Raw genomic sequence first — 16,209 nt, 5'->3', positions numbered from 1 at the left:
CTCAGGGTACGAGATTATACCTGAAATCTCAGTGTACGTCCTTCCAGTACTCCCGATTGAGCAGGTAGGCGAAAATAAAGAAGATCGCCACGAAGATCAGTACGAAGATCCCCAGACGTTCACGCTCCTGTTTCACCGGGTCGCCCATATAGGACAGGAAGTTGGTCAGGTCGTACATTGCCCGATCAAACTCCGCTGCAGACATGCTGCCCTCAATGGCATATTCAGGGCAGACATCGGCATTGTTAATGTTACCGCTCAACGGATCAACGCTGGAACCCTCACCAATTCTGGGTTCAACCGCACACAGCCCCTGCAAGTCAGCCATAACATGGGGCATACCAACATTTTCAAAGACAACATTGTTCACGCCGAGTGGGCGGGTGTCGTCCTTGTAGAACCCCCGAAGGTAGGAGTAAATCCAGCTCTCGCCACGCAGACGGGACTCCAGGGTCAGGTCAGGAGGAGGCGCACCAAACCAGTCAGCGGACTGGTCCTTGCTCATAGAAACCTTCATCAGCTCGCCAATCTTGGCACCAGTGAAGATCAGATTCTCCTCGTATAGCTCTGCTGGAATACCCAGATCGTCGGAAACACGCTTGTAACGTGCAAACTCGGCAGAGTGGCAACCCATGCAATAGTTGGTGAACAAGGCCGCACCACGCTGAAGAGATGCCTTGTTAGCGTGATCAGGCTCCATGGTGTCCAGAGGCACGGCGGCACCCGCTGCCAGCCCGAGGGCTGGCAGGATCGCGATGAAAAGACCAAAAATCAGCTTTCTCATTATCCTGTCACCCTCTCTGGTACTGGCTTGGTTTTCTCCATGCGCGTGTAGAACGGCATGAGAATGAAGTAGAGGAAGTACAGCGTTGTCAGAATCTGAGCAACGATGGTCCGCCCTTCTGTTGCCGGTACGATACCCAGGTAGCCCAGAATCACAAAGCTGACGGCAAAGATCGCCAGGGCAATCTTGCTGATCCAGCCCTTGTAACGCATGGAACGTACCGGGCTCCGGTCAAGCCAGGGCAGAACAAACAGGATAGCGATGGCCGCACCCATGACGACAACACCCCAGAACTTCGCATCGAGACCGAACAGATCCACGGTCACCGCCCGCAACATTGCGTAGAATGGCGTGAAGTACCATACCGGCGCGATATGATCCGGCGTCTTCAGAGCGTTGGCAGGTTCGAAGTTCGGCTTCTCCAGGAACAGGCCGCCCATCTCCGGGAAGTAGAACACCACGATAAAGAAAATGAAGAAGAACACACCCACACCGAGCAAGTCATGGACGGTGTAATACGGATGGAAAGGAATACCATCTTTGGGGATACCGTTCTCGTCTTTGTTCTTCTTGATATCGATGCCATCGGGGTTATTGGAACCCACTTCATGGAGCGCGAGGATGTGCAGCACGACAAGACCAAGGAGAACGATCGGCAGAGCGACCACGTGGAGCGCAAAGAAACGGTTCAGGGTGATGCCGGAGATCAGATAGTCACCGCGAATCCACAGGGACAGATCATCACCGATAACCGGAATGGCACCAAACAGGTTAACGATAACCTGAGCACCCCAGTAGGACATCTGCCCCCAGGGCAGCAGGTAGCCCATAAAGGCTTCCGCCATCAACACCAGGTAGATCAACATGCCGAAGATCCAGATCAGCTCCCGGGGCTTCTGGTAGGAGCCATACATCAGACCACGGAACATGTGGAGGTAAACCACCACGAAGAACGCCGACGCACCGGTGGAGTGCAAGTAGCGGAGCAACCAGCCCCACTCGACATCACGCATGATGTATTCAACCGACGCAAAGGCGCCCTCGGCGGTCGGGTTGTAACTCATGGTCAGCCAGATACCGGTAATCAGCTGATTGACCAGCACCAGCATGGCCAGTGAGCCAAAGAAGTACCACATGTTGAAGTTTTTTGGCGCGTAATACTTGCCAACGTGTTTGTTCCAGGCGTCAACAACCGGAAGACGCTCATCAATCCAGGATACTAGCTTTTGCATTACGCTGCCCCCTCCGGATCAAGACCTATGGTCAGAGTGTTCTCATCATCGAAACGATACGGAGGAACCTCCAGGTTCTGCGGTGCCGGCTGGTTTGCAAAGACACGTCCGGCCAGATCGTAGCGGGAACCGTGACAGGCGCAGTAGAATCCGCCCAGCCAGCCCTCTCCCAGATCGGCAGGAGATACTTCGGGACGGAACTGCGGCGAGCAGCCAAGGTGCGTACAGATACCCACCAGAACCACGTATTCTTCCTTAACGGCACGGTAAATGCCTTCAATGTAGGCAGGCTGAGCGGCGTCCTCTGACTGAGGATCCTTGACCTCATCGTTCAGCTTCTCAATGTTGTCCAGCATTTCCTGCGTACGGCGGATAACCCAGACAGGCTTACCCCGCCACTCCACGGTCATCTGCTGACCCGGCTCCAGTTTACTGACATTAGCGGTAACCGGCGCACCAGCTGCTTCCGCTTTGGCGCTGGGATTCCAGGACGCCACGAAAGGGACTGCCGCACCGACGACGCCGACTCCACCTACCACCGACGTAGCACCGATCAGAAACCGGCGCCGGCCTTGGCTCACGTCGCCATTACTCATTATGGTTTTCTCCCATCAGGCGAGGCGCAGAGCACCGCGAATCGGCGCTGCCACACTTCATAAAGGACTTCACAACCCAAAATTATAAGCGCACAAATGGTAATGAAATTACCCTGACCTTACAAGTCGGAAAGCCGGAGGCAAACCCAGCGCCCAACCTCCCGACAGATTGGAACATACTTTCCAGACAACAAAAAACCCGACCATCGGGCCGGGCTTTCTGGACTGCTGCAATGCTCCAGCGAAATTAACGCTTGGAGAACTGAGGACGCTTACGCGCCTTGCGCAGACCCACTTTCTTACGCTCAACTTCACGCGCATCACGGGTAACGTAACCCGCTTGACGCAACGCCGGGCGCAGAGTCTCATCGTAATCCATCAGGGCACGGGTCAGACCGTGGCGGATCGCGCCTGCCTGACCACTGATGCCACCACCCTTGACAGTGATGTTGATGTCGAAACGATCAGTAGACTCAGCAACAACCAGCGGCTGACGAACGATCATGCGCAGGGTCTCACGACCGAAGAATTCTTCGATGGAGCGACCGTTGATTGAGATGTTACCGCTTCCCGGCTTGATGAAAACCCGAGCCGTGGATGTCTTGCGGCGACCAGTACCGTAATTTTGTGCTACAGACATATCCGCCTTCCGTTAAATGTCGAGTTCTTTGGGCTGCTGGGCTGCGTGAGGGTGCTCAGCGCCGGCATAGATTTTCAGCTTCTTGAACATGGCACGGCCGAGCGGGCCACTCGGAAGCATGCCTTTGACAGACTTCTGAATGATTTGCTCAGGAGCCTTGTCGACCAGCTTCTCGAAGTTGATGGACTTGATTCCACCCGGAAAGCCAGTGTGGCTGTAGTACATCTTTGCAGATGCTTTTTTCCCGGTAACCCGGACCTGGCTTGCGTTGATAACAACGATGTAATCGCCAGTGTCTACATGAGGGGTATACTCAGGCTTATGCTTGCCCCGCAGACGACGGGCGATTTCGGTTGACAGACGACCCAGCGTCTTGCCGGCTGCGTCTACAACGTACCAGTCACGTGTTACTGTTTCTGGTTTCGCACTCAGAGTCTTCATTGATTCCGCCTTGAACGCTATATAAGAAACGTTAAAAACCACCACCGGTAAACGCTTGGCATCCGGAGGGGTTCTGTACCTGTATTGATTGGCAGTGACATCATTCGGGGCTGAGATGATGGCATCGCCTTGAAAAGCCAGGGCGCGAAGTATATCCGAACCTCACAGGAAAGCCAACCCCGAAGCTCGGTGTTTCGTTATTCCCTTACACCTGCAGCTTCCAGTCATAAAGCCGGTAGGCGTTATCCCTAAGCTGCTCGGCCAACTGATCGGCGTTTTCGTGGCGCAGCCCTGCGAGCGCACTGAATATCCGGGGCAGGAAAACGGGCGAATTCGCCCCCTTCCTCACACCCTCCGGCGGCATGTCCGGCGCATCGGTCTCCAGCACCAGAGCTTCCAGCGGCAGGCGCGCCACCGTATCCCGCGTCTTCTTCGCGCGCGGATGGGTAATGACGCCACCAATACCGATATAACATCCGAGGTCCACCAGTTTACGGGCCTGCTGATAGCTTCCGGAAAAACCATGAACCAGCGCTTTGCCGTGAAAGCCCCGAGCCCTCAATATTCCATGGATTTCATCGTGGGTTCGTACCGAGTGGATAACCAGTGAACGCCCCAGCCGACCGGCCAGGTCCACCTGCGCCTCGAACCACGGAATCTGGCTGGACAACTCGCCCCTCAGGCGATCCAGCCCGCACTCCCCGAGCCCTACGCAGCGCCTGTCCTGGCCTGAAAGCAACGCTTCCAGGACGACCAGATCGTCCTGCTGGTGCTCATCAACAAACCACGGATGGATGCCCAGACAATAAGACACGCCGGGCAAACTGGCGGCGGTCGCGATAACCCGCTCCCAATTCTGTCGATCAACACCGGGTATCACCAGCCGGGAAACGCCTGCATCGCGCGCCTGGTCAAGCACCCTCTCTCGCTGGCCGTCAAATTCCGGGAAATCGAAGTGACAATGGGCATCAACCAGTTCCATAGCGTTCCGCCGTGATTAATGTTCCCGGGTCTTGTGGAACTGGATGTCGGGATAACGCTCCTGGGCCAGCTGCAGGTTCACCATGGTCGGTGCGATGTAAGCCAGATGGTCGCTGCCATCCAGTGCCAGGTAATCATTGTTCTTGCGCTGAAACTCGTCCAGTTTACGCTCATCACTGCTGCTTACCCATCGCGCGGTCGCCACATTGATCGCCTCGTACACAGCCTCGACCTTGTACTCACTCTTGAGACGACTAACCACCACATCGAACTGCAGGACACCGACGGCTCCCACAATCAGGTCGTTGTTCTTGAGCGGCCGGAATACCTGGACGGCGCCTTCCTCGGACAGCTGGATGAGCCCTTTTTGCAATTGCTTGGACTTGAGCGGGTCCTTGAGGCGGATACGACGGAACAGTTCCGGGGCGAAATTCGGAATACCGGTAAATTTCATGCTCTCACCGGAGGTGAAGGTGTCACCGAGCTGAATGGTACCGTGATTGTGAAGCCCGATAATATCCCCGGCAAAGGCTTCCTCCGCATGTTCACGATCACCTGCCATGAAGGTCAGCGCATCTGAAAAACGCACCTCTTTGCCGATCCGCACATGGCGGGCTTTCATGCCCTGATTGTAACGCCCCGACACGATCCGCAGGAACGCTACCCGGTCCCGGTGCTGGGGGTCCATGTTCGCCTGGATCTTGAAGACAAAGCCGGAAAACACATCTTCAGCCGGCTCCACCGGCCGCAAATCGGTCTCCCTTGGCTGCGGCGCCGGAGCCCACTCCACCAGACCGTCCAGCATATGGTCGACGCCGAAGTTACCCAGGGCAGTCCCGAAGAAAACCGGGGTCAGTTCGCCCTTGAGAAACGCGTCATGATCGAACTCGTGGGACGCCCCTTTAACAAGTTCGATTTCATCACGCAGCTCGGAGGCATAAGCTCCCAGTACGTCATCCAGCTCCGGATTGTCCAGACCGGAAATGACACGACGCTCCTGGATCATATGACCCTGCCCCGACTGGTACAGAATCACCTCATCACGCAGCAGGTGGTAAACCCCCTTGAAATTCTTGCCCATGCCAATGGGCCAAGTCACCGGGGAGCAGGCGATCTTGAGGATATCCTCCACTTCGTCCATCAGCTCCACCGGATCCCTTGTATCCCGGTCAAGCTTGTTCATGAACGTCAGGATCGGAGTATCCCGCAGACGGGTGACCTCCATCAATTTGATGGTCCGTTCCTCAACACCCTTGGCACTGTCAATTACCATCAGACAGGAATCGACCGCCGTCAGCGTGCGGTAGGTGTCCTCGGAGAAGTCTTCGTGACCCGGCGTGTCCAGCAGGTTCACCAAACGGTCGCCATAGGGGAACTGCATGACGGAGGTGGTCACCGAGATGCCCCGCTCTTTCTCCATCTCCATCCAGTCGGATTTGGCATGCTGACCGGACTTCTTGCCTTTGACCGTTCCGGCTTTCTGGATCGCCTGCCCGAACAACAGGACCTTTTCCGTGATGGTGGTCTTACCGGCGTCGGGGTGCGAGATGATCGCAAAGGTACGACGTTTGGAAACTTCTTGTGAAAGGGTGGACATAATGGACAGCAACCTGAATCAAATACGCTGAAAAGGCCGCTATTATAGGGGGAATAAGATCCAGACGCGAACACTGTAGCCGCAGGAAAGTCGTTGATAGCCCCTAGGCGCCGGACAAGCCGAAGGCCATGACAATGGCGTCCTCACGCCCCTCGGGCGCAGGGTAATAGCCGGGTCTCTCCCCGATAACCCGAAACCCTTCCGACTGGTAGAGCGCCGCTGCAATGCGATTGGAAGTGCGAACTTCGAGAATCACCTGCTGCATCCCGTCGTGCGCCGCGTATGCCAGCAGATGCCGCAGTAACTGACGGCCGGCTCCTTCCCCCCGTATGTCCGGGGCAATGCACAGGTTCAGCAAATGTGCTTCGTCATACAGGTACGCAACAATTGCATAGCCGCTCAGCGCGCCGCCGCAATGGTAGGCCCATAGCCGGTAATTCTGCCGGAAACAATCACGGAACACGGACTCGCTCCAAGGGTGGGAATAGCACCGCAGTTCGATATCCAGAACAGCTGGCAAGTCGTCGGGCAACAGCGGACGGATCACCCGGTCATTCTGGCGAACCTGATCGTATTGCGATTGGGTCACGCCCGGGACCTTGTCAACGGTTTGAGCTGCTTCCAGAGTGCGCGCTTGTAGGAAGGCACCGCAGCCAGCTCAGCCAGGGTGTGGGGAAAATCAACGGTCACCTGTCCCAGCGTGCTGGCCAGCCACGAATCGCGATCAGTAGGCAAATCCGCGGGCAAGACCCCGAGCAGGATGATCCGCCGACCGTCGCGTTCTCCCGCCAGGGACTTCAATACCCGGGTAAAATCGGCGAAGCCGTTCCCCGGCACCAGCGGGTTGGCAAAAACCGGCCATTGCAGACTCTCAGTCTTCGCCTGCTCCGCATAACCCAGGGCCTTGAGAATATTGCCGGCCAGAGAGTCCTGCAGACGGGCACTGGCGTCATCCGACACTTCTCCCAACAACAGCACGCCATCAACCGCCCATAGTCCGAGGGTTACCTTCAGCTCGCCCCCCTTCAATGGCGCCAGGCTCAGCTCCTCAGGCGCCTCATTCACATCGTCATCCGATGCCTGCCGGGACACGACATCGTCAGTCCCGGACTCCGTCGTCGCTTCCGGGGCAGAGGCATTCGCAGGTGTATTTTCTCCTGCCATCAGCGCCTGCAGATGGGCAATCCGCTCAACGGCCCGCCCTGCCACTTCCGGAGCAGGCTTCCTGTTGGCCGACGTTTTCGCAGCCGCCGGGGCAACGTGGGCCGCTGGCTCTGCCGATTCGGGCGGCGCAACCTCCTCGGGAAACTCAAAAACCGGACTGGGAGCGGCGCCCGGCAGGGGCTCACGGGCATACCATGTACGGATACCTGCGACCCCGAGATAGAATTGTCTCTCAGCTTCCGACACTCTCATCCGAACGCCCCGGTTGTTACTCTCACATCGAACACATCAAACATCGGCAACCTGGGGGTGTTGGCGAATGCCGCCCCGACTGATCAGGTTCAGGGCCTCAATGTAGGCCTTGGCGGAGGCGATGATAATATCGGTATCCGCGCCAACGCCATTCACAATCCGGCCACCTCGCTCAAGACGAACCGTCACTTCACCCTGGGCATCGGTGCCACTGGTAATATTGTTTACTGAATACAGCTGCAGATTACAGCCGGAGTCTACCAGGGATTCTATCGCCTTGAAGGTGGCATCCACCGGCCCACTACCCTCGGCTTCAACCTTGTGCTCTCTGCCGTCCATCAGCAACGTGAGGCTGGCCCTGGGGACGACGCCGGTTTCCGAACATACCTGCAGGCACACCAGCCCGAACCGGCCTTCTTCCTCTTTTTGCCGAGTATCGCTGGCAATTGCCTGCAGATCCTCGTCGAAGATCTCGTGTTTAAGATCCGCCAATGCCTTGAAGCGGGTGAAGGCTTCGTTAAGTTCGGTCTCTGTCTCAAACTGGATACCCAGTTCAAGCAAACGGGTGCGGAACGCATTTCGCCCGGAGTGTTTGCCCAGAACCAGACTGTTGGTGTGCCAGCCGACGTCCTGGGCCCGCATGATCTCGTAGGTTTCACGATGCTTGAGCACGCCATCCTGATGGATGCCGGATTCATGGGCAAAGGCGTTGGCGCCAACAATTGCCTTATTGGGTTGTACCGGGAAGCCGGTAATAGTCGAAACCAGTCGTGAGGCGGGCACAATGTGCTGGGTGTCAATGCGGGTATCGATGGAATACAGATCCTGACGGGTGCGCACCGCCATGACAATTTCTTCCAGCGAAGCATTGCCCGCCCGTTCGCCGAGACCGTTGATCGTACATTCTACCTGGCGCGCGCCGCGGCTGACTGCTGCCAACGAGTTCGCCACTGCCAGTCCCAGGTCGTTGTGGCAATGCACGGAAAATACCGCCTTGTCGGCATTGGGAATACGGTTCAGCAGCTGATGAATGGTTTCCCCGAACTGTTCCGGGATGGCGTAACCAACGGTGTCGGGAATATTGATCGTGCGGGCACCGGCATCAATGGCCGCCTCAATGATACGGCACAGGAAATCCAGCTCGGAGCGACCGGCATCCTCACAGGAGAATTCAACATCGTCGACATGGCCACGGGCCCGTTTCACCGCCCGGACAGCCTGCTCTACGACTTCGTCCGGCTGCATCTGCAGCTTGTGCTTCATGTGAATCGGGGAAGTTGCGATAAAGGTGTGAATACGACCGCTTTGCGCGGGCTGTATGGCTTCGGCTGCGCGGTCTATGTCGCCGTCTGTCGCACGTGCCAGGCCGCAAACAGTGGAATCCTTGATGGTCTCTGCAATGGATTTTACCGCGTCAAAATCGCCTTGGCTGGCAATGGGGAAGCCGGCCTCGATGACGTCCACCCGAAGCTTCTCCAGTACCTTGGCAATACGCAGCTTCTCTGCCTTGGTCATGGTAGCGCCAGGGCTCTGCTCGCCATCCCTCAGGGTGGTATCAAAAATGACCAGGTGATCTTGGACCGGCATTTGATTCTCCATGGCAACGGAACTTTATCGTGTCGGGAGAGTATACCATTAGTAATCGAGCAGCAGGGCAGCCAGCAAGACCAGATTGAACATCAGTGACAGCGCCGCGATAAAACGCCAGTCCTTGGTTGAAACACGTTCCACCAGAGGGCCACGGGTGGACGGTGTGAGAGAAGGATTCGGGAACTCAAGATCCCTCAGGAACTCTGACAAGGCGGAATACCGGGCGTCCGGCTTCAGAGCCACGGCCTTCTGCAGGCAGGCATCCAGCCATACCGGCAAATCCGGGTTCACCTCTCGGGCGCTCCGATAGACCAGCTTATGCCGACTGGACGGCCTGGGGGGCTTGTCGTACGGGAGGCGACCGGTTAACAGCTCATAGGCGATCACTCCCAGGGAGTACCGATCAGAGGCGGCAGTGGCCAACTCCCCCTCCAGACATTCAGGTGCGGCATAGCTTTCCGTACCCAGACGCGCATCATGCCCCCAGGGCACGTCGATCTGCTCAATACCCCGGATACGGACCGCCCCCAGATCTATGATCTTGATGGTGCCTTGCTGGTCGATCACCAGGTTTTCCGGCTTCAGGTCCTGATGCACCATTTCCAGGCGATGCAGTGCACGCAGCCCGGACACCACCTGCCGTACCATACCCCTCACCACAGCCGGAGCTGGCATGGGGTTATCATTCATCCACTCCCGCAAGGTCTGACCTTCAATAAATTCGGTCAGGCAGTAGAGGCATTGGCGATTCTGGGGGGGATCAAGAAAACGCACGATATGCGGGCTCTGAATCCGATTCGCCACCCAGGATTCGGTAAGGAAGCGATCAATGTAGGCTGCATCATCGACAAAATTGGGCGAAGGCGTTTTCATGGCCACCAGCTCCCCGTTTTCCTGCGACTCCGCGAGGTACACCTGGGTTCGGCTGCTGGCATGCATCTCCCGAACGATGCGATAGCCATCAAGACGCTGGCCGGGCTCCAGAGGCGGCGGAAACGGCAAGGCTAGCAGACGTTCGTAATGAGCTTCGATATCCTCCTCTGGCAGCCTGTCCACCACCAACACCTGGGCACTCAGGTTATCCGGACTGCCCTGCTCCATGGCCGCCTCGACCAGGGCCCTGGCAGCATCCTCCGGATGAGCGTCGCGGACCTTTTCGGTCATCGCCGTATCACTCAGGTAACCATGAACACCATCCGTGGTCAGCACCAGGCAGTCTCCCGGCTGCAAACCGACCCGATTCATGTCGATTTCGACGTTGAGTTCCACGCCCATGGCACGGGACAAGGCCGTTCTGTCAGATCCCAGCATAACGTGATGGTCGCGAGTCAGGCACTCCAGCCGTCCGTCACGGTACAGATAGACACGGCTGTCCCCCACATGGAACACGTAGGCACGATTATTCTTGACCACCACCAGGCTACAGGTGCATACCATGCCCCTGGCATCACCATGACTGCGGTGTCCCCGGCCATGCAACCACCGGTTCAGGGCTCCGAGCACCCGCCCGACTGACGTTTCCACCGACCAGGAGTCGGGGGTGCTGTAGTAATCGTGCAATACGCCCTTGACGCATGCCTCAGCCGCCTCGCGCCCGGACTCGGAAGCACTGACGCCGTCAGCAACAACCGCCACAACCCCCTTCAAGGCAAGCGCCTCACCCTCCGGATAACAGACGCCCAGGCTATCTTCGTTGGTCTCCTTGCGACCGGCCGAGCTGTGTTGGCCGATTCGCAGGTGCAATTGCGGGCTCATGTCACATCAATCATCCGTACGGAACCATCCGGCATAACTTCGCTCGTCTGCGGGCTGGGCTCATCCATGAAGATCATCACCATCGCCATGATCACCACAGCTATCCCACCCAGCACCAGGAAAAACACCTTGGGCGTCACCATCGCCAAAACCACCAGGAACACCACACCACCAACGTTGCCATAGGCTCCGGCCATACCGGCCACCTGCCCGGTCAACCGGCGCTTGACCAGCGGTACGGAAGCATACACCGCGCCGCAGCCTCCCTGCACAAACACAGAACAGAACAGAACCAGGGCCACAGCTACCGGCAAGGGCCAATGGCTATCGATCTGCGCCATCAACAAATAGCCCAGGGCAATACCTGCCAACATCACCAGAGTAATGAACTTGCGGCCAAACCGATCGGCAAGGTATCCGCCGCCCGGACGACCAAACAGGTTCATCAGCGCAAAACTGCCACCCAACATACCGGCCAGTACCGGTGAAATATCAAAGGTATCCAGGAAGTACAGTGGCAGCATGGACACCACGGCAAGCTCGGAACCAAAGCTGGCCATGTAAACCAGATTCAGAAGCGCCACCTGCTTGAAAGGGTAGCGGTCAAAAGCCGGCACCGGGCGCTGGAATACATGGCCGTTGATTTGCCAGATACGGACAACCTGCACCACCAGCATCAGCAGAATGACACTGGATAAAACGTAGGTTGTTACCGCGCCCAGCATGCCCAGCTTTTGCGGGCCCAATTGCCAGACGATTAATCCGAGAGCCAGGAACAATGGCAGATTCATGACCACATAGAGAATGAAATCCCCCCGACTGGTCACTTCCATGGCGCCGCCGCGCTTGGGTTTGAAATAGGTAGAGCCCTTGGGCGTGTCCCTGACCTGATGGTAGAACACTGCGGCATACAGGATGGCAATAACACCGGTTGTACCTATGGCCCAGCGCCAACCATCATCGCCCCCATACCAGAGCGCCAGGGCCGGTAATGACAGGCCAGCAAAGGCAGCACCGAAATTCCCCCAGCCTCCGTAGATGCCCTCGGCCAGCCCCAATTCCCGGGCCGGGAACCACTCGCTGATCAAGCGAATCCCGACCACGAATCCGGCACCGACAAACCCCAGCAGGAAGCGGGTAAAAGCCAACTGTTCAAAGGTGGTCGACAACGCAAACGCTACACACAGAACACCTGAGATGACCAACACCAGACTGTAAACCTTACGCGGTCCGAGCCCGTCAACCAGCATACCGATCAGGATGCGCGCCGGTATAGTCAGTGCCACATTGAGCAACAGCAGTGTATTGACCTCCGCTGCACTGAGGCCAAACTGCTCGCGGATTGCAGACATCAGCGGTGCGTGGTTAAACCACACCAGAAAGCTGATAAAAAAGGCCACCCAACTGAGGTGGAGCACCTTGATTTTTCCGGCATAGGAAAAGAAGCGAAAAGCTGTATCCGTCATGGCTGATCCTGTCAAAACCTGGCAAATGGTCCCACCGGGTTGAATGAAGCCTACAGATACCAACGAGGGAAACTGATCTGGATCAGGAACCGACCTGGTCGACACCGGGTGACTTCATGCGACGGCGCCGTTGCCGATTGCCTGATGGGGAATTGTTCACCGGAACTACAGCAAGATACATTCCACAGATGTATTTTTTATATTAATCAACACCATACAACCCAATGGCCGGGCAGGAGTCACTAAGAACGCACTATAGGAAGGCGACGCACACATGGGACGCACCGGCATGTGGCAGCTGGATGAACTTTTCTTTCGGGCAATAAAAAACCCCAACATCGAGGATGCTGGGGTTTTCGGTATTAGGAGCCTGACGATGACCTACTCTCACATGGGCAACGCCACACTACCATCGGCGCAGGTCTGTTTCACTTCTGAGTTCGGGATGGGATCAGGTGGTTCCAGACCGCTATGGTCGTCAGGCAAAACGGTTGATCACTGGGTGGACGAGATGGAACGTGTGTCTTTCGACGGTGATATCGATTTCGTTGCATTATCCGCAATTGTCTTGGGTGTTATATAGTCAAGCCTCACGAGCAATTAGTATCGGTTAGCTCAACGCCTCGCAGCGCTTACACACCCGACCTATCAACGTCCTGGTCTTGAACGGCTCTTCAGGGACCTCAAGGGTCCAGGGAGATCTCATCTTGGAAGGGGCTTCCCGCTTAGATGCTTTCAGCGGTTATCCTATCCGAACATAGCTACCGGGCAATGCGTCTGGCGACACAACCCGAACACCAGCGGTTCGTCCACTCCGGTCCTCTCGTACTAGGAGCAGCTTTCCTCAAATCTCCAACGTCCACGGCAGATAGGGACCGAACTGTCTCACGACGTTCTAAACCCAGCTCGCGTACCACTTTAAATGGCGAACAGCCATACCCTTGGGACCGGCTTCAGCCCCAGGATGTGATGAGCCGACATCGAGGTGCCAAACACCGCCGTCGATGTGAACTCTTGGGCGGTATCAGCCTGTTATCCCCGGAGTACCTTTTATCCGTTGAGCGATGGCCCTTCCATACAGAACCACCGGATCACTATGACCTACTTTCGTACCTGCTCGACGTGTCTGTCTCGCAGTTAAGCGGGCTTGTGCCATTACACTAACCGCACGATGTCCGACCGTGCTTAGCCCACCTTTGTGCTCCTCCGTTACGCTTTGGGAGGAGACCGCCCCAGTCAAACTACCCACCACACAGTGTCCTCATCCCCGATCAGGGGACCAAGTTAGAACCTCAAACATATCAGGCTGGTATTTCAAGGTTGGCTCCACGAGAACTGGCGTTCTCGCTTCAAAGCCTCCCAGCTATCCTACACAAACATGCTCAAAGTTCACTGTGAAGCTATAGTAAAGGTTCACGGGGTCTTTCCGTCTAGCCGCGGATACACCGCATCTTCACGGCGATTTCAATTTCACTGAGTCTCGGGTAGAGACAGCGCCCCCATCGTTACGCCATTCGTGCAGGTCGGAACTTACCCGACAAGGAATTTCGCTACCTTAGGACCGTTATAGTTACGGCCGCCGTTTACCGGGGCTTCGATCAAGAGCTTCGCACGAATGCTAACCCCATCAATTAACCTTCCGGCACCGGGCAGGCGTCACACCGTATACGTCCACTTTCGTGTTAGCACAGTGCTGTGTTTTTAATAAACAGTCGCAGGGGCCTGGTATCTTCGACCGGCTTCCGCTCCACCCGCAGGGGCTTCACGTACATACCGGCGTGCCTTCTCCCGAAGTTACGGCACCATTTTGCCTAGTTCCTTTACCCGAGTTCTCTCAAGCGCCTTGGTATTCTCTACCTGACCACCTGTGTCGGTTTGGGGTACGGTCTCGAATCACCTGAAGCTTAGAAGATTTTCCTGGAAGCAGGGCATCAATGACTTCCCGCTCGCATGAGCAGTCGTCGTCGCGTCTCAGGATTGAGGACCCGGATTTGCCTAAGTCCTCTCCCTACTCGCTTAAACCGGGACAACCGTCGCCCGGCTCACCTAGCCTTCTCCGTCTCTCCATCGCAGTGATCCAAGGTACGGGAATATTAACCCGTTTCCCATCGACTACACCTTTCGGTCTCGCCTTAGGGGCCGACTCACCCTGCGCCGATTAGCGTTGCGCAGGAACCCTTGGTCTTCCGGCGTGGGAGTTTTTCACTCCCATTGTCGTTACTCATGTCAGCATTCGCACTTCTGATACCTCCAGCATGCTTCTCAACACACCTTCGCAGGCTTACAGAACGCTCCCCTACCCCGCATACAAAGTATGCAGCCGCAGCTTCGGTGACCAGTTTGAGCCCCGTTACATCTTCCGCGCAGGCCGACTCGACTAGTGAGCTATTACGCTTTCTTTAAAGGATGGCTGCTTCTAAGCCAACCTCCTAGCTGTCTGAGCCTTCCCACATCGTTTCCCACTTAACTGGTACTTGGGGACCTTAGCTGGCGGTCTGGGTTGTTTCCCTCTTCACGATGGACGTTAGCACCCACCGTGTGTCTCCCGGATAGTACTCACAGGTATTCGGAGTTTGCATCGGGTTGGTAAGTCGGGATGACCCCCTAGCCGAAACAGTGCTCTACCCCCTGTGGTATTCGTCCGAGGCGCTACCTAAATAGCTTTCGGGGAGAACCAGCTATCTCCGGGCTTGATTAGCCTTTCACTCCGATCCACAAGTCATCCCCTGGCTTTTCAACGACAGTGGGTTCGGTCCTCCAGTTGATGTTACTCAACCTTCAACCTGCTCATGGATAGATCGCCCGGTTTCGGGTCTATGCCCAGCGACTAAATCGCCCTATTCAGACTCGGTTTCCCTACGGCTCCCCTATACGGTTAACCTCGCCACTGAACATAAGTCGCTGACCCATTATACAAAAGGTACGCCGTCACGGAACAAGTCCGCTCCGACTGCTTGTACGCATACGGTTTCAGGATCTATTTCACTCCCCTCACAGGGGTTCTTTTCGCCTTTCCCTCACGGTACTGGTTCACTATCGGTCAGTCAGGAGTATTTAGCCTTGGAGGATGGTCCCCCCATGTTCAGACAGGATGTCTCGTGTCCCGTCCTACTCGATTTCACTGGACTCAGGTTTCGGATACGGGGCTATCACCCACTATGGCGGCTCTTTCCAGGGCCTTCTCCTACCAGTTGTCCAGCTTAAGGGCTGGTCCCCGTTCGCTCGCCGCTACTGAGGGAATCTCGGTTGATTTCTTTTCCTTCGGGTACTTAGATGTTTCAGTTCCCCGAGTTCGCCCCGTACGGCTATGTATTCACCGCACGGTACCGACCCGAAAGTCGGTGGGTTTCCCCATTCAGAGATGTCCGGATCACAGCTCGTTTGCCAGCTCCCCGAACCTTATCGCAGGCTTCCACGTCTTTCATCGCCTCTGACTGCCAAGGCATCCACCGTATGCGCTTAGTTGCTTGACTATATAACCCCAAGACAACTGATCACGATCCAACACCCTTCACCAGGCAAGCCTGACAAAGAATCCTGTTTCGAGACAGCCTCTTGAAGCGATATAACAACCACTTCAACGACAACACCGGATAACGCTTGAAATCGCTATCACATTGAACACGTTCTCTCGGAGATAATGAGAAAACGTATTCGTGTTCTATCTCGTCCAATTTGTTAAAGAGCAAATCTGACCCAGTGATCAGAAAG

Annotated in this window: 12 protein-coding genes and 2 rRNA genes; all 14 read right to left on the bottom strand. The window is 56.2% G+C overall.

Annotation, left to right across the window (positions count from 1 at the left end):
• Positions 1-28: 28 nt before the first annotated feature.
• The 14 genes from ACQUWM_RS05380 to ACQUWM_RS05315 all read right to left on the bottom strand — a co-directional run bounded on the left by ACQUWM_RS05380 (position 29) and on the right by ACQUWM_RS05315 (position 15,971).
• On the bottom strand, positions 29-784 hold the full coding sequence (locus ACQUWM_RS05380; protein ID WP_428921455.1) for a cytochrome c1: 756 nt from the start codon (positions 782-784) through the stop codon (positions 29-31).
• Positions 784-2,016: a cytochrome b gene (locus ACQUWM_RS05375; protein WP_407000077.1), complete on the bottom strand. Its 1,233-nt coding sequence runs from the start codon at positions 2,014-2,016 to the stop codon at positions 784-786. The genes ACQUWM_RS05380 and ACQUWM_RS05375 overlap by 1 nt, the downstream gene beginning before the upstream one ends.
• Positions 2,016-2,612, bottom strand: coding sequence for a ubiquinol-cytochrome c reductase iron-sulfur subunit (gene petA / locus ACQUWM_RS05370; RefSeq protein WP_428921454.1), 597 nt, complete (start codon positions 2,610-2,612; stop codon positions 2,016-2,018). Before petA ends, ACQUWM_RS05375 begins: the two co-directional genes overlap by 1 nt.
• Positions 2,613-2,859: 247 nt before the next feature.
• Positions 2,860-3,252 (bottom strand): 30S ribosomal protein S9, encoded by a 393-nt coding sequence (rpsI, locus tag ACQUWM_RS05365; protein WP_407000081.1) that lies wholly within the window; start codon positions 3,250-3,252, stop codon positions 2,860-2,862.
• 12 nt (positions 3,253-3,264) lie between these two features.
• The gene (rplM, locus tag ACQUWM_RS05360) at positions 3,265-3,693 is read right to left on the bottom strand and encodes a 50S ribosomal protein L13 (RefSeq protein WP_012139003.1); all 429 of its coding nucleotides are present in this window, start codon (positions 3,691-3,693) and stop codon (positions 3,265-3,267) included.
• Between the two features lie 205 nt (positions 3,694-3,898).
• Positions 3,899-4,675 (bottom strand): TatD family hydrolase, encoded by a 777-nt coding sequence (locus ACQUWM_RS05355; RefSeq protein ID WP_428921453.1) that lies wholly within the window; start codon positions 4,673-4,675, stop codon positions 3,899-3,901.
• A 15-nt stretch (positions 4,676-4,690) separates the two neighbouring features.
• A complete protein-coding gene (prfC, locus tag ACQUWM_RS05350; RefSeq protein ID WP_428921452.1) occupies positions 4,691-6,271 on the bottom strand; it encodes a peptide chain release factor 3 in 1,581 nt (526 codons plus the stop codon).
• A 103-nt stretch (positions 6,272-6,374) separates the two neighbouring features.
• On the bottom strand, positions 6,375-6,860 hold the full coding sequence (rimI, locus tag ACQUWM_RS05345; RefSeq protein ID WP_428921451.1) for a ribosomal protein S18-alanine N-acetyltransferase: 486 nt from the start codon (positions 6,858-6,860) through the stop codon (positions 6,375-6,377).
• Positions 6,857-7,687 (bottom strand): 2-isopropylmalate synthase, encoded by an 831-nt coding sequence (locus ACQUWM_RS05340; protein WP_428921450.1) that lies wholly within the window; start codon positions 7,685-7,687, stop codon positions 6,857-6,859. Before ACQUWM_RS05340 ends, rimI begins: the two co-directional genes overlap by 4 nt.
• Before the next feature lie 36 nt (positions 7,688-7,723).
• Complete coding sequence (locus ACQUWM_RS05335) at positions 7,724-9,274, bottom strand: 2-isopropylmalate synthase (RefSeq protein ID WP_428921449.1); 1,551 nt, start codon at positions 9,272-9,274, stop codon at positions 7,724-7,726.
• Between the two features lie 48 nt (positions 9,275-9,322).
• On the bottom strand, positions 9,323-11,032 hold the full coding sequence (locus ACQUWM_RS05330) for a protein kinase domain-containing protein (RefSeq protein ID WP_428921448.1): 1,710 nt from the start codon (positions 11,030-11,032) through the stop codon (positions 9,323-9,325).
• Complete coding sequence (locus ACQUWM_RS05325; RefSeq protein WP_428921447.1) at positions 11,029-12,498, bottom strand: MFS transporter; 1,470 nt, start codon at positions 12,496-12,498, stop codon at positions 11,029-11,031. Before ACQUWM_RS05325 ends, ACQUWM_RS05330 begins: the two co-directional genes overlap by 4 nt.
• A gap of 368 nt (positions 12,499-12,866) precedes the next feature.
• Positions 12,867-12,981, bottom strand: a 5S ribosomal RNA gene (rrf, locus tag ACQUWM_RS05320).
• 96 nt (positions 12,982-13,077) lie between these two features.
• Positions 13,078-15,971: ribosomal RNA gene (locus ACQUWM_RS05315) — 23S ribosomal RNA — on the bottom strand.
• Positions 15,972-16,209 lie beyond the last annotated feature (238 nt).

This window comes from Marinobacter sp. DUT-3, from assembly GCF_050379435.1.
GTDB lineage: Bacteria > Pseudomonadota > Gammaproteobacteria > Pseudomonadales > Oleiphilaceae > Marinobacter.
This window is presented reverse-complemented; position numbering and strand designations above follow the sequence as displayed.

Excerpts from the sequence above, each read along its gene's own strand:
- ACQUWM_RS05375 (WP_407000077.1), bottom strand. The coding sequence starts at position 2,016 with ATGCAAAAGCTAGTATCCTGGATTGATGAGCGTCTTCCGGTTGTTGAC.
- petA (WP_428921454.1), bottom strand. The coding sequence starts at position 2,612 with ATGAGTAATGGCGACGTGAGCCAAGGCCGGCGCCGGTTTCTGATCGGT.
- ACQUWM_RS05335 (WP_428921449.1), bottom strand. The coding sequence starts at position 9,274 with ATGCCGGTCCAAGATCACCTGGTCATTTTTGATACCACCCTGAGGGAT.
- ACQUWM_RS05355 (WP_428921453.1), bottom strand. The coding sequence starts at position 4,675 with ATGGAACTGGTTGATGCCCATTGTCACTTCGATTTCCCGGAATTTGAC.
- prfC (WP_428921452.1), bottom strand. The coding sequence starts at position 6,271 with ATGTCCACCCTTTCACAAGAAGTTTCCAAACGTCGTACCTTTGCGATC.
- ACQUWM_RS05325 (WP_428921447.1), bottom strand. The coding sequence starts at position 12,498 with ATGACGGATACAGCTTTTCGCTTCTTTTCCTATGCCGGAAAAATCAAG.
- rpsI (WP_407000081.1), bottom strand. The coding sequence starts at position 3,252 with ATGTCTGTAGCACAAAATTACGGTACTGGTCGCCGCAAGACATCCACG.
- ACQUWM_RS05380 (WP_428921455.1), bottom strand. The coding sequence starts at position 784 with ATGAGAAAGCTGATTTTTGGTCTTTTCATCGCGATCCTGCCAGCCCTC.
- ACQUWM_RS05330 (WP_428921448.1), bottom strand. The coding sequence starts at position 11,032 with ATGAGCCCGCAATTGCACCTGCGAATCGGCCAACACAGCTCGGCCGGT.
- rplM (WP_012139003.1), bottom strand. The coding sequence starts at position 3,693 with ATGAAGACTCTGAGTGCGAAACCAGAAACAGTAACACGTGACTGGTAC.
- ACQUWM_RS05340 (WP_428921450.1), bottom strand. The coding sequence starts at position 7,687 with ATGAGAGTGTCGGAAGCTGAGAGACAATTCTATCTCGGGGTCGCAGGT.